The organism is Pantoea sp. OVA07A (assembly GCF_019969975.1).
Classification (GTDB): domain Bacteria; phylum Pseudomonadota; class Gammaproteobacteria; order Enterobacterales; family Enterobacteriaceae; genus Pantoea; species Pantoea agglomerans.
Map to the genome: position 1 here is coordinate 1 of NZ_JAHXYM010000010.1, position 13137 is coordinate 13137.

Here is a 13137-nt window from a genome sequence, read left to right on the forward strand (position 1 = left end):
TTGCCTGGCGGCTTTAGCGCGGTGGTCCCACCTGACCCCATGCCGAACTCAGAAGTGAAACGCCGTAGCGCCGATGGTAGTGTGGGGTCTCCCCATGCGAGAGTAGGGAACTGCCAGGCATCAAATTCGTTCCTTTTCCCCTGACAAGGAAAATAACAGGAACAGACGGCCATCAGCCCGTTGCTGACAGCTGTGAAAGAATCGGTGGAGCGGTAGTTCAGTTGGTTAGAATACCTGCCTGTCACGCAGGGGGTCGCGGGTTCGAGCCCCGTCCGTTCCGCCACTTAATTGGAAAGCCCTGACTTAACGGTCAGGGCTTTTTCCATTGCAGCAAATTCAACACGGAAAAATACACCGCGCTGATTCTCTTCGATCTCCCGGATCATTTTAACGATCGCTAATTCTTTGAATCTGAAGCGATAATCGCGCAATCGATCCCACCCCTTCCAAATTGTGTGCGGGCAGACCCCGATCAGGCCTGCCCCTGTAGACTTCAGGTACGCCACGGCTGGTCAGCTGTCCACTCACTCAGAAAATCGATAAAAGCGCGCACACGCTGGCTTACGCCAATATCACTGTAGTAAACAGCATGGAAGGGCATCTCGACCGGCAGACGCTGATCGGCCAACACTTCCACCAGTTTTCCCTCAGCAACTTCACGATCGATCATATAGTCCGACAGGCAGGCAATACCATTACCGGTAAGACAGAGCTGCTTGATCGTCTCTCCACTGTTAGAGGAGATAGCCCAGCTAATATCATAGAGTTCGCCGCTTTCACGGGAGATGGGCCAGCGATTGAGTCGTGGGGAATCATCAAAGCCGAGACAGTGGTGGTTATCCAGCTCAGCCACCGTTTGCGGTGTCCCATGCTCACGGAGATAGGCGGGTGAAGCAACCATCTTGCGAAAGCTCCTGAACAGCAGCCGGGCGCGCAGCGTTGAGTCGGTGAGATTGCCGGCGCGAATGGCGATATCCACTTTCCGCTCAATCAGATTGATAAAACTCTCTGAGGAGATCAAAGAAAGAGTCACGTCAGGATAGCGCAGACGAAAGGGTTTAATCATCGGCATCAGCAAATGCAGAATGACCGGCGTCGCGGCATCAACGCGCAGTAGTCCTTTAGGCGCCTGTAAACTCTCGATCAAATCGCTTTCTGCCGTGGTCATCTCCTGCAAAAAACGTTGAACATGGCGAAAATAGCGTTCGCCCTCCTGAGTAAGCGCCAGCTGCCGTGTTGTGCGGGTCAGCAGGGCAATACCCAGCTTGCTCTCCAGCTTTTTAACTGTCCTGCTGACGGCAGAGTTAGCCATCTTCAGCTGTTCAGCAGCGCGACTGAAACTTCCACTTTCTACTACGCTGACAAACACTTTTAGTTCATCAGAAGATGCCTTCATTCTTCCTCCCTGCAGTCACATGGCCATTAAGCCAGTTTATGACTGATAATGCTGTTATAACCAGTACAGGAGCCGTTAACGATGACATCGGGGATGTCACCGCCTGATCTGCCTCGTTTTGCTTAGCGAACTTAAAAGGGCTGCTTTATTCTGGAAAAGGTGATGAATTCTGACATTCACCTGCATCCATTGAAACCCCGGTCTAAAATCCCTATAACAGACAGGTGTTAACTGTATTTTGAATCATCAGCCAGGCGGGAAAGTGCGCAAAAAAACTTATGCAATGCGATATGTAGCAGGACAACCAGTGGAACAGATCTTTCCACCTGGCGCGATGCTCCATCTCGGTCAGGCACTGCCACCCGGCGCCCCCTTGCCCGCGCACCCAAACCTCAAAGTTCTGGTGTGGAACATCTTTAAGCAGCAACGCGCAGACTGGATGTCGGTACTGGAAGGATTTGGTAAAGATGCGCACCTGGTATTACTGCAGGAAGCGCAGACCACACCAGAACTGGTGGAGTTTGCCACCAGTAATTATCTCGCTGCCGATCAGGTACCTGCCTTTGTGCTGCCTCAGCATCCCTCTGGGGTGATGACGCTCGCCTCTGCGCACCCGGTCTATTGCTGCCCGTTGCGTGAGCGTGAGCCTCTGCTGAGGCTGTCAAAATCGGCACTGGTCACGGCGTATCCGCTGCCCACGGGTGAAATGCTGATGGTCGTGAACATCCATGCGGTAAATTTCAGCCTGGGCGTAGACGTCTACAGTAAACAGCTGGGGCCAATCGGGGAGCAGATCATGCATCACCAGGGGCCGGTGATTATGGCCGGGGATTTCAATGCCTGGAGCCGTCAGCGTATCAATGCACTATACCGTTTTGCACAGCGAATGAAGCTGGAAGAGGTCATGTTTACTGCCGATCACCGCCGTAAAGCCTTTGGTCGCCCGCTGGATTTCGTCTTCTATCGCGATCTCAGGGTGAGTGAGGCATCCGTACTGGTGACGCGCGCGTCCGACCATAACCCCTTACTGGTGGAGTTCAGTTCAGGAAGCTAGTCCGGTGCATTAAGCGAGCCTGCAGAAGGAGGAGGGAAGTCCGGCAGATGAGTAAACGGTGGCGGATGAATAAAAGAAAAAGGCTGACAAATGTCAGCCTTTTCAACGTATCAGGTATCAGGTGTTGCGTTATTATTCACAAACAGCGTTAAGTTATCGCCGGGTTGAATATCTTTCGCACTGTCCAGCACACTGTTCCAGCGCATCACGTCATTGATGTTAACGCCGTGATGACGGGCAATACTGTCAAGAGAATCACCCTTACGAACACGATAGGTGATGCTGTTGCCGTTATCAGCCAGTCGGGTGCCATTCGAACCAATGGTCAGAGTCTGACCCGGTCGGATATCAGCACCGCGCAGGTTGTTATCCTGCTTCAGTGTCGAGACGCTAACGCCAAGTTTTGAGGCGATACCAGAGAGCGTATCACCCCGTCGCACTTTGTACCCGCCACTCGCACTGGCTTTCGCAAGCTGAGTAGGCTGTACCGCTGCGATGTCACCGGAAGCCAGTGAGTTACGCAGTTTCGCGACGTTCGACTTCGGCACCATAATATAGTGTGGGCCGTTTGGCGCTGTTGCACCGCCTTTGTAACCGGTATTGAAGCTCTTCAGTTTCGTGAGCGACATACCCGCCATTTCGGCAGCCTGCGTCAGCTGTATCTGCTGACCCACTTCCACTCGCGCCAGAGCACGACTTTCATTAGGTGTCGGCAGTTTGATACCGTAACGCTTGTTATTTTTGAGCAGTTCACTCAGAGCTAACATTTTAGGCACATACACGGTCGTTTCGCGTGGCAGCGATAAATGCCAGAAGTCAGTCGGCTTACCGCGCGCCTTGTTATGCTTTATCGCTTTGAGTACACGTCCTTCACCACTGTTGTACGCTGCGATGGTTAATAACCAGTCGCCGTCAAACATGGTGTTAAGACGCTGCATCATATCCAGCGCAACTTTCGTGGATGCGACCACATCGCGTCGCCCATCGTAATACTGGTTCTGTTTCAAACCATAGTTTCGACCTGTTGCAGCAACAATCTGCCAGATACCAGCGGCATTGGCGGATGAAGTTGCCCGGGGGTCAAAAGCGCTCTCCACTATGGGTAGCAGTACCAGTTCCATCGGCATTTTACGTTTCTGTATCTGCTCGACTATCCAGTACATGTACGGCTCTGCCCGTAATGTTACATCGTGGAGATAGCTCTTATTTTTTAAAAATTTACTTTTTTGTTCGCGGATTGCCGGGTTTTCCGGAATCCCCATCTTCAACTCGTCACTAATGAAACTCCAGAGATCTGCGTCTGCTGCGAGGCCAGTTCCATCTTCCTGCCATCGCGGCGACAAAAACTCGTCTCCGTACTTTCCATTTTCACCTTGACCAGCTGAAGACAGACTCTGTGCATGCTGTACCGGGATATTGGCATCGTTCCTGGACGCCTGACATCCTACCAGCAAGACTGAGGCGAGTAAGATCGCTTTAGCCTTCATGTGTGTGTCAATAGTTCGCTTAAAAGACGAGCAACTATACGTGACGACTTTTCACAACACAACCCGAAAAATCAAAAAGCGTCTTTCTTCTCGCGTAGAACGGCAAATGAACGCCATATGGGTTCATCAGTAACGTTAACGTTTAATGCCCTTTGTAAATCAACGTCTTGCGTGCGAAGAAATAAATTTATTGTCCGTTCGTGCGCCAGTTTTGTGGGCAAACTAATGCCATTTTCAGCGCGTAAGTCCTTAATTTTCTGATATTCGGCCGTTATTTGTGGGTCATGGGGCAGAATAGCCGCAGCAAACTTCAGATTGGATAAAGTATATTCATGTGCGCAGCAGACTAATGTCTCACCTGGAAGCTGGTTAAGCTTTTGAAAGGAATCATACATCTGCTCTGCCGTGCCCTCAAAAAGGCGTCCGCAGCCGCCCGAAAAGAGTGTGTCACCACAGAAAAGATAAGGTGAGCTGTAATATGAGATATGTCCTAAAGTGTGACCAGGGGTGTGGATTACCTCAAACGTCAGGCCCAGTACCGTGACCTTATCGCCTTCGCTGACTATGGTTCTGGCCCCTTTAGCCGCAGTTTCCTGGGGACCATAGACCTCAAGCTGAGGGAAATGCTCGCACAGTGTTTTCACTCCGCCCGTGTGGTCGTTATGGTGGTGAGTCAGCAGAATAGCGACCGGCTGCCAGCCGTTGGAGGCCATTTTTTCTAACACCGGTTGGGCTTCGCCGGGATCGACAATCAGGCATTTACCCTCATCATCAGTCAGCGTCCAGATGTAGTTGTCCTGCAACGCAGGAATACTGGTAAGATTCATCATCACCTCTCGCAGGTCGTAGGAAAAGGAAGAGCGTAAAGCATGAAGCCCGCTAAATCACGCCAGATTCTGAACGCACCGCTGTCATGGCGCGATATGCCGTGGGGAGATTATTTCCGCGACGCGCTAACGCAGCAGCTTCAGCCTTACCTTGGAAAGCTTTATGGCTTTCATATGCTTAAGCTTGGCAACCTCAGCGCAGAAATCAACACCGAAAACTGTGCTATTTCACATCAGGTCAATGTTGGCAGGGAAGGTGAGCTGTTACAGGTGCTGGCTGACCCGATGCAACTGCCGTTTGAGTCGAAGTCGATCGATGCCTGTTTGCTGGCCCATACGCTCGCCTGGAGCCAGGATCCTCACCGGGTGTTACGTGAAGTAGATAGGGTGTTAATTGATGATGGCTGGATGATTATCAGCGGCTTCAATCCATTCAGCCTGCTCGGCGTGAGTAAGATGGTGCCGGGCCTGAACCGCAAAGCCCCCTGGAGCGGACGGATGTTCAGCCAGGTGCGGTTAGTCGACTGGCTGGGACTGTTGAATTATGAGGTAGTCTATCGCACCCGCTTTCAGGTGCTGCCGTGGCATCGGCAGGGCGGAAAACTGATCAGCGCCCACTTACCGGCGCTGGGCTGTCTGAATATTGTGGTGGCACGTAAACGCACCTTCCCGCTGCTGCCGACCCGGGCTAAGAAGAGTATGAGCACCAGCAAGATCCGCCAGACGGTCAATGCCACACGCCAGTTCCGGCAGGCAGAGGATCAGGATTCGGTTTTATAACCGATATCCTCAAAAGCGGGATTTTCAGCCGCGCTGCGGGCCAGCACGTCGCAGCGCTCATTTTCCGGATGTCCGGCATGGCCTTTAACCCACTCCCACTGAATCTTATGGGTGCTGAGTGCTAAGTCGAGACGCTGCCAGAGATCGACATTCTTCACCGGCTTTTTGTCGGCGGTTTTCCAGCCACGCTTTTTCCAGTTATGGATCCAGCTGGTAATTCCCTGACGCACATACTGACTGTCGGTACTGAGCACCACATCGCACGGCTGGGTCAGCGCTTCCAGTGAGACAATCGCCGCCATCAGCTCCATCCGGTTATTGGTGGTAAGGTGATAGCCCGCGCTGAAGGTTTTCTCATGCTGACCGTAGCGTAAAATCGCCCCATAACCGCCGGGACCGGGATTTCCAAGACAGGATCCATCGGTGAATATTTCTACCTGTTTGCGCATCTCTGGTAGACTTCCTCTCAAAAACGCTAAGTCTGACATAAAACGGGTCTTATGAGCACTGCAAATAACCGCCAGATCGTTCTCGATACTGAAACCACCGGCATGAACATGATCGGGGTACATTATGAGGGGCACCGCATCATTGAGATTGGTGCGGTAGAGGTGATTAACCGTCGCCTGACCGGTAACAATTTCCATATGTATCTTAAGCCCGATCGGCTGGTCGATCCCGAAGCCTTTGGCGTACACGGCATTGCCGATGAGTTCCTGGCCGACAAGCCTGCCTTCAGCGAGATTGCCGATGAGTTTCTCGACTACATTCGCGGTGCTGAATTAGTGATCCATAACGCCCCGTTTGATATCGGCTTTATGGACTACGAGTTTGCAAAGCTGAACCGCGGCATTGAGAAAACCGAAACCTTCTGCAAAATCACCGACAGTCTGGCGCTGGCGCGCCGTATGTTTCCCGGCAAGCGCAACAGCCTTGATGCGCTTTGCTCGCGTTACGAAATAGACAACAGCAAACGAACCCTGCACGGCGCACTGCTCGATGCCGAGATTCTGGCTGAAGTCTTCCTGACGATGACCGGCGGACAGACTTCACTCTCCTTTTTATCGGAAAGTGAAAGCGCCCGACAGGCGCAGGGAGAGAGCATCCAGCGCATCGTGCGTCCCACCTCTGCACTGCGAGTGGTCACGGCCAGCGATGAAGAAGTGGTTGCCCATGAGTCACGTCTGGATCTGGTGATGAAAAAGGGTGGCAGCTGCCTGTGGCGCGGCTGAATTACGCATTTTTGTGGATAAAATCAACGGCAAGCTGAAAAAAACAGCAAACGATTTGTTCGCCTGGAAAAAGCGTTGACGTCGCAACAGGCTGCCATTACTATGCGCCTCGTTCCCGACGGGGAACAAAGCGCGGAGCGGTAGTTCAGTTGGTTAGAATACCTGCCTGTCACGCAGGGGGTCGCGGGTTCGAGCCCCGTCCGTTCCGCCAATCTCTTTAAAAAAGCCGATTCAGAAATGAATCGGCTTTTTGCTGTCTGCTATTCAGCGGTGGCCTGGTTCTTCTGCGGCATCACCTCGCCTTGCCAGCGGGCACCATCCTCCGCCTCACGATCTTCACGGGCGATAAAGCGATAGCAGCCTGCCGCCAGACCGGCGCCAATAAACCAGCTGAAATTCGCCACCTGATGCAGGGAAGGGATAAAGCTAATCACCAGGCAAATCGCCACCGATGGCAGCAGTGCGCCAATCGCTTTAGGGTTAAAGCCACCGCGATACCAGTAACGGCCTGCTGGCGTATCGTTAAAAAGATCGTCGACCGAGATACGTCCACGTTTAATCAGATAGAAATCGGTCAGCAGAATCCCGAACAGCGGCCCGATAAACGATCCCAGCACATCCAGCGTATAGTGAATCAGCTCAGGAGACTGGAAGAGATTCCACGGCGTTAACAGCACCGACCCCACCGCAGCGATCATCCCGCCGGTACGGAAACTGATTTTCTGCGGTGAACAGTTAGAGAAGTCAAAAGCGGGTGAGACGAAGTTCGCCACGATATTGATACCGATGGTGGCGGTAATCATGGTCAGCAATCCAATCGCGACCGCCAGATCGTTGCCGACCATGCTTACGGTTTCGATGGGATCGGTAATCATTTTGCCAAACAGCGACTGGGTGCCCGACACAATCACTACGGTCACCACCGAGAACAGCAGAAAGTTAAACGGCAGTCCCCAGCGGTTGCCGCGACGGATCTCTGACATGCTTTTGCCGTAGCGTGAGAAGTCACCGAAGTTCAGCAGCGGTCCGGAGAAGTAAGAGACCACCAGCGCCGTCGCCGTAATCATCTGCCACGTCTGCTCGCCTGCGGTCAGCGATTTGCTGGCGAGGGTAAATGAGATCCCATCGAAGCCGGTCTTGTATACAATCCAGCCCGCCAGCGCCACCATCACCACATAGACCGCCGGTCCGGCGACATCAATAAACCGTTTGATGGCGTTCATGCCATGCCAGAACACCATTGCCTGCAGTAACCACATAATGCCGAAGCAGCACCAGCCCAGCAGCGACAGACCAAGCCAGTGCGGCACGGTCATCGACGTCAGCGACGGCGCGAACTTCAGCAGCACCAGCATCAGCGCATTCGCCGCCAGATAGGTCTGGATGCCATACCAGGCGAACGCGATCAGACCGCGTATCACCGCCGGGATATTGGCACCAAACACCCCAAATGCCTGACGGCAGATCACCGCATAGGGGACGCCCGCCATCTGGCTCGGTTTCGCCACCAGATTCGCACAGATCTGCACGATGCAGATCCCCGCTAACAGGCAGAGCAGCACCTGCCAGCTGGCTAATCCCAGCGTGAAGAAGCTGGCGGCCACCACATAGCCGCCCATGCTGTGCACATCCGACATCCAGAAAGAAAAAATGTTGTACCACGACCAGTTCTGATCGCGAGTCGGTGCCAGGTCGTCGTTACAGAGTCGTGGGCTGTAACGGGCGTTGGCTTCAGAGGCCGTACTGGCCACCGTTGATTGATTTGGCATGAAACCTGCTCCTCTACCCGAGAGTGGAATGAATAATCTGGTAAGGCGGTATTGCAGGATCCAGGCCAGATCTCTTTTCTTGTATACAATATTTATTTTTCACGTATACGATATGTGGCGTACAGCAAGCGACCGGAGCGGGTAATGACGAGTAAAACAGGACAGCGAGACGCCACCAGGCTGCAGGATAAAGATGAAGGGATTTACCAGGCATTGATGAACGCCATTGTTGAGCATCAGCTGCCGCCGGGCAGTAAATTGCCGGAAGAGGCGCTTTCCGGGGTCTTTGGCGTGAGCCGCACCGGCATCCGCAAAGTGCTGCAACGCCTCGCGGCGGTGCAAATGGTCACTCTGACGCCCAAACGTGGTGCGCAGGTCTCAACACCCGGCGTTGAAGAGGCGCGGGATATCTTCTCAACCCGCAGTTTAATGGAGTGCGCTAATCTGCCAGCGGTCCTGGCCCATCTGCAGCCCCCGCATCTGGTGGCGCTGGAGCAGCTCATCGCGCAGGAGAATCAGGCGCACGCCGATCATGATGGCCCGGCAGCCATCCGGCTGTCAGCGGCCTTTCATATTCAGTTGCAGGCGATCTCCGGGAATCAGGTGCTCACCGGCATGGTGACCAGCCTGACGCAGCGCTCATCACTGGTGATCGCCGCCTATGGCGCACCCTGGCAGCGTGGCTGCCGCTGTGACGATCATGCGAATCTGCTTCAGTTACTGCGCGCGCGTGCGCTGCAGCCGCTGACGCAGGCGCTACAGCATCACTTCGAGCACATCGTCTCCAGCCTGCACTTCGAACGCAGCGGGGAAACGCTGCCCGACTTTTCCCGACTGTTTGCCGCAGGCTCTGGAGCGGCCTCATGAGCCTGATTCAGGTTATTAACCCTAATACCAGCCTGGCGATGACCGAAACTATCGGTCAGGCCGCGCGTGCGGTCGCCGCACCGGGCACCGAAATTCTGGCTGTTTCGCCGTCGCAGGGCGTGCCTTCCATTGAAGGGCACTTCGATGAGGCGATCGCCGCCATCGGCGTACTGGAGCAGATTAAACTGGGCAGAGCGCAGGGCGTTAGCGGCCACGTCATTGCCTGCTTTGGCGATCCGGGTTTGCTGGCGGCACGCGAGCTGGCCAGCGGACCGGTGATCGGCATTGCGGAAGCGGCGATGCATACCGCCACGCTGCTGGCGACGCGTTTCTCCATTGTCACCACGCTGCCGCGCACCCTGGTGATTGCGCGTCATCTGCTGCAGCAGTATGGCTTTACCCATCACTGTGCCGCGCTGCATGCCATCGATCTGCCGGTACTGGCGCTGGAAGATGGCAGCGGCCTGGCGCAGGAAAAAGTGCGGCAGCGCTGCATTCAGGCTAAACGGGAAGATGGCAGCGGGGCGATTGTGCTGGGCTGTGGCGGGATGGCGACGCTGGCCGGGGAGCTGACCCGGGAGCTGGGACTGCCAGTCATCGATGGCGTCAGCGCGGCGGTGAAGATGGTGGAGTCGCTGGTGGCGCTTGGTTTTGGCACCAGCAAACATGGTGATCTGGCCTGGCCTTTGCAGAAACCTCTCTCAGGTGCGTTTCAGCATCTAAACTAACGGAACTTTCCCGAATCAAAACAGGTGGAGTGATGACTGACGCTGCAGAGAAGAAAGAGTACAGCTTTAACAAAAACTATCCGCGCGATTTAATCGGTTATGGCGCTCATCCGCCGCACGCCGCCTGGCCCAACAACGCCCGTGTGGCGGTGCAGTTTGTTCTGAACTACGAAGAGGGCGCAGAAAACAGCGTGCTGCACGGCGACACCGGCTCAGAGCAGTTCCTCTCCGACATCATCGGGGCAGCCAGCTATCCTGATCGCCACATGTCGATGGAGTCGCTGTATGAGTACGGCTCACGCGCCGGTTTCTGGCGTATCCACAACGAATTCCAGAAACGCGGTCTGCCGTTAACGGTTTTCGGCGTGGCGATGGCGCTGGCGCGTCATCCGGAAGTTGTCGAGGCGATTAAACAGGCTGACTACGATGTGGTCAGTCACGGCTGGCGCTGGATCCACTATCAGGGCATGGATGCAAAAACCGAACGCCAGCATATGCAGCAGGCGGTCGATGTGCTGGTTGATCTGTTTGGTAAAGCGCCGACCGGCTGGTACACCGGCCGCGACAGCCCGAATACCCGGCGGCTGGTGGTGGAGCAGGGCGGTTTTAGCTATGACAGTGACTACTACGGCGACGATCTGCCTTTCTGGACCCAGGTCACCTGTCAGGATGGAACGGTTAAACCGCACCTGATTATCCCCTATACCCTGGAGTGCAATGACATGCGCTTTGCCTCGCCGCAGGGATTTAATACCGCCGAACAGTTCTTTACCTATTTGCGCGACAGCTTCGATGTGCTGTATGAAGAGGGCGAAACCGCACCGAAGATGATGTCGATCGGTATGCATTGCCGCCTGCTGGGTCGTCCTGGCAAATTCCGCGCGCTGCAGAATTTTCTCGATCACATCCAGCAGCATGAGAATGTCTGGATCTGCACCCGTCAGCAGATCGCTGACCACTGGATCAACACGCACCCGGCACCTTAAGCCGGTTCCGGCGCTCGGCCCGTGTTGATCGGGCGAAGCGCCGGACGATGTCAGCTCATCAGGCTGACCTGCGCCGCTACGATGCACCAGCCGTGGGGCATGCGTACCCAGGTCTGCTGCTGACGGCCAATTTTATCGCTGCCGGTGCGGGTAAATTCGGTGCTGCATACCGCATAATCCTCGCCAAAGGTGGTGATCACGGTGTTTCGTAGCGTCCGGTTCAGCCCGGCTGAAGGACGCGCGGCGCGGAAGGCCCGAATCTCATCAATGCCATACAGATTCTCACCTGCGCCGAGGCGCACGGTTCGCGGGTCGTGCCAGAACAACGCATCCAGTTCGGCCACGTCATTGCTGACCAGCGCCTGCTCGTAGCGGTAAAACTGCGCCGTCACCTCGGTGACCACCTTCGGTAAATTAATCTCTCTGTTCATCAGGCTCCAGCCATATTGATTTGCGGTATCGTAATGCCGCGTTGTTCCAGTGCCCAGGCGGCACGTAACACCGCCTCTTCATTAAATGGACGGGCGATAAGCTGTAATCCAATCGGCAGACCGCTTCGGGTCGCCAGCGGCACGGTACAGACCGGCAATCCCAGGAAGGAGATCGGCTGCGTCAGCATACCCATGCTCGCCTTAGCGGGCAGCGATTCCCCCTGAATCGACAGGGTCTGCTGACCGATGGTGATCGCGCTGCAGGGTGTCGCCGGCGCTATCAGCACATCAAACCGATCAAAAAGCGGCAACACCTGCTGCTGGAAATGGCGGCGGAAACGCTGCGCCTGCACGTACCAGGCACCTGGCATCATGGCACCGGCCAGCAGACGCTCGCGTGAATTAGGTTCAAACTGCTCAGGCGTCTGGCGCAGGGCGGGCAGATAGTGATTGCCGCCTTCTGCCGCGGTCATGATAAACGCCGCCGAGCGTGCCAGCTCAGCGTCCGGCATCAGCACCTCTTCCTGTGCATCAAGTGCTGCCGCGACCACCGCGACGGCAGCGCGGGCATCCTCATCGCACCTGCGGGCAAAAAAGCCACCCAGTACGCCGCAGCGCAAGCCTTCGCTGCCCTGTGACAGCCCCGGTAGCGTCGCGGCCAGCGGGCGATCGGCCTGAAACGCATCGGTGTGGTCTGCGCCCTGCAACAGATCATATACCAGCGCCAGGTCTTCAACCCGCCGCGCCAGAGGACCGATGTGATCGAGGCTGGCAACAAACGGATGGCTGCCGCTGCGTGACAACCGGCCAAAGGTCGGCTTAAGACCAAAAATACCGCACAGCGACGCGGGCACCCGAATGGAACCGTTGGTGTCGGTGCCCAGCGAAAAGTGGACCAGACCGGCGGCCACGGCAGCCGCCGAACCGCCTGACGAGCCGCCAGCCACACGGCTGAGATCGCGCGGATTGTGCGTCGCGCCGTAGTGGCTGTTTTCGGTGGTAAAACCATACGCGTAGGCATCCATGTTCAGCATGCCCGACAGCAGCGCACCAGAGCGACGCAGTTTATCGACGGCAAACGCATCTGCACGTGCCGCCGGCCGGTCGCTGAACAGGCTGGCACCGGCCAGGGTAGTGTGCCTCGCCACATCAAACAGGTTTTTTACCGCATACGGGATGCCCGCCAGCGGTGGCAGGGTTTCGCCGCGCTGCCGCTGCGCATCAATCGCACTGGCTTCTTTTAACATGCGGGGCCCGGTCACTTCCGTCCAGGCATTCAGCGCCGGATTATGCTGCTCAACCGCCTGCAGCGTGCGCTTTGCCACTTCCAGCGCACTGATTTCACCCTGCTGAATCGCCCGTTGCAGGGTCTGAATCGAAACGTCACCTAATCTCATGCCTGGTATACTCCTGCCACTTCAAGCCGGTCATCCAGCGGAAACGTCATCAGCGGCGCGGCCATCTCCGCGATACGCGACAGCTGGATCAGCAGTTCAGCGCGGCGGGCGTCATCCAGTTCCAGTTGCAGTATCTGCTCCATATGGCCGATGTAGCTGGCCCAGTCGTGTTGATTCATGATT

General features: G+C 55.6%; 15 protein-coding genes, 2 tRNA genes and 1 rRNA gene. 9 read left to right on the top strand and 9 right to left on the bottom strand.

Annotated elements, in window-relative coordinates:
• Positions 1 to 3: 3 nt before the first annotated feature.
• Together rrf and LC417_RS21470 are read left to right on the top strand one after the other, a co-directional pair.
• Positions 4 to 119, top strand: a 5S ribosomal RNA gene (gene rrf / locus LC417_RS21465).
• A gap of 87 nt (positions 120 to 206) precedes the next feature.
• Positions 207 to 283: transfer RNA gene (locus tag LC417_RS21470), tRNA-Asp, on the top strand.
• A 1-nt stretch (position 284) separates the two neighbouring features.
• On the opposite strand, the gene LC417_RS21475 is transcribed toward LC417_RS21470, so the two are convergent.
• Together LC417_RS21475 and yafC are read right to left on the bottom strand one after the other, a co-directional pair.
• The gene (locus tag LC417_RS21475) at positions 285 to 431 is read right to left on the bottom strand and encodes a hypothetical protein (RefSeq protein ID WP_155724509.1); all 147 of its coding nucleotides are present in this window, start codon (positions 429 to 431) and stop codon (positions 285 to 287) included.
• A gap of 62 nt (positions 432 to 493) precedes the next feature.
• Positions 494 to 1396 carry a DNA-binding transcriptional regulator YafC gene (gene yafC / locus LC417_RS21480; RefSeq protein WP_033756659.1) on the bottom strand — a complete coding sequence of 301 codons (903 nt, stop codon included), beginning with the start codon at positions 1394 to 1396 and terminating at the stop codon, positions 494 to 496.
• A gap of 262 nt (positions 1397 to 1658) precedes the next feature.
• Between yafC and LC417_RS21485 the strand changes: the two genes are divergently transcribed.
• A complete protein-coding gene (locus tag LC417_RS21485) occupies positions 1659 to 2450 on the top strand; it encodes an endonuclease/exonuclease/phosphatase family protein (protein ID WP_010255114.1) in 792 nt (263 codons plus the stop codon).
• Between the two features lie 110 nt (positions 2451 to 2560).
• On the opposite strand, the gene mltD is transcribed toward LC417_RS21485, so the two are convergent.
• Together mltD and gloB are read right to left on the bottom strand one after the other, a co-directional pair.
• A complete protein-coding gene (gene mltD, locus LC417_RS21490; protein ID WP_223566336.1) occupies positions 2561 to 3937 on the bottom strand; it encodes a murein transglycosylase D in 1377 nt (458 codons plus the stop codon).
• Between the two features lie 71 nt (positions 3938 to 4008).
• Complete coding sequence (gloB, locus tag LC417_RS21495) at positions 4009 to 4764, bottom strand: hydroxyacylglutathione hydrolase (RefSeq protein ID WP_223566356.1); 756 nt, start codon at positions 4762 to 4764, stop codon at positions 4009 to 4011.
• 42 nt (positions 4765 to 4806) lie between these two features.
• Here gloB and LC417_RS21500 point away from each other — a divergent pair, with 42 nt between their 5' ends.
• A complete protein-coding gene (locus tag LC417_RS21500) occupies positions 4807 to 5544 on the top strand; it encodes a class I SAM-dependent methyltransferase (RefSeq protein ID WP_010671138.1) in 738 nt (245 codons plus the stop codon).
• Here the strand turns inward: LC417_RS21500 and rnhA are convergent.
• Positions 5526 to 5993, bottom strand: a complete 468-nt coding sequence (gene rnhA / locus LC417_RS21505) for a ribonuclease HI (protein WP_010255125.1) — start codon at positions 5991 to 5993, stop codon at positions 5526 to 5528. The two genes, LC417_RS21500 and rnhA, sit on opposite strands and share 19 nt — an antisense overlap.
• Positions 5994 to 6044: 51 nt before the next feature.
• Here rnhA and dnaQ point away from each other — a divergent pair, with 51 nt between their 5' ends.
• Together dnaQ and LC417_RS21515 are read left to right on the top strand one after the other, a co-directional pair.
• The gene (gene dnaQ, locus LC417_RS21510) at positions 6045 to 6776 is read left to right on the top strand and encodes a DNA polymerase III subunit epsilon (RefSeq protein ID WP_010255127.1); all 732 of its coding nucleotides are present in this window, start codon (positions 6045 to 6047) and stop codon (positions 6774 to 6776) included.
• A 134-nt stretch (positions 6777 to 6910) separates the two neighbouring features.
• Positions 6911 to 6987 (top strand) — tRNA-Asp (locus LC417_RS21515).
• A 49-nt stretch (positions 6988 to 7036) separates the two neighbouring features.
• Here LC417_RS21515 and LC417_RS21520 read toward each other — a convergent pair.
• Entirely contained in the window at positions 7037 to 8545 is a 1509-nt protein-coding gene (locus tag LC417_RS21520; protein ID WP_033756668.1) for an NCS1 family nucleobase:cation symporter-1, read from the bottom strand.
• Between the two features lie 144 nt (positions 8546 to 8689).
• Between LC417_RS21520 and LC417_RS21525 the strand changes: the two genes are divergently transcribed.
• The 3 genes from LC417_RS21525 to puuE are packed head-to-tail and all read left to right on the top strand — an operon-like array spanning position 8690 to position 11126.
• Positions 8690 to 9412, top strand: a complete 723-nt coding sequence (locus LC417_RS21525) for a GntR family transcriptional regulator (RefSeq protein ID WP_010255133.1) — start codon at positions 8690 to 8692, stop codon at positions 9410 to 9412.
• Positions 9409 to 10140, top strand: coding sequence for an allantoin racemase (gene hpxA / locus LC417_RS21530; protein ID WP_010671141.1), 732 nt, complete (start codon positions 9409 to 9411; stop codon positions 10138 to 10140). The genes LC417_RS21525 and hpxA overlap by 4 nt, the downstream gene beginning before the upstream one ends.
• Before the next feature lie 32 nt (positions 10141 to 10172).
• Positions 10173 to 11126 carry an allantoinase PuuE gene (gene puuE, locus LC417_RS21535; RefSeq protein WP_010671142.1) on the top strand — a complete coding sequence of 318 codons (954 nt, stop codon included), beginning with the start codon at positions 10173 to 10175 and terminating at the stop codon, positions 11124 to 11126.
• Between the two features lie 50 nt (positions 11127 to 11176).
• Here the strand turns inward: puuE and hpxZ are convergent, their stop codons facing one another.
• Genes hpxZ through hpxX form a run of 3 tightly spaced genes read right to left on the bottom strand, consistent with a single transcriptional unit; the run spans position 11177 to position 13133 of the window.
• Positions 11177 to 11557 (bottom strand): oxalurate catabolism protein HpxZ, encoded by a 381-nt coding sequence (hpxZ, locus tag LC417_RS21540; protein ID WP_223566337.1) that lies wholly within the window; start codon positions 11555 to 11557, stop codon positions 11177 to 11179.
• Positions 11557 to 12954, bottom strand: a complete 1398-nt coding sequence (locus LC417_RS21545; protein ID WP_223566338.1) for an AtzE family amidohydrolase — start codon at positions 12952 to 12954, stop codon at positions 11557 to 11559. The genes hpxZ and LC417_RS21545 overlap by 1 nt, the downstream gene beginning before the upstream one ends.
• On the bottom strand, positions 12951 to 13133 hold the full coding sequence (gene hpxX / locus LC417_RS21550) for an oxalurate catabolism protein HpxX (protein ID WP_033766590.1): 183 nt from the start codon (positions 13131 to 13133) through the stop codon (positions 12951 to 12953). Before hpxX ends, LC417_RS21545 begins: the two co-directional genes overlap by 4 nt.
• Between the last annotated feature and the right edge of the window lie 4 nt (positions 13134 to 13137).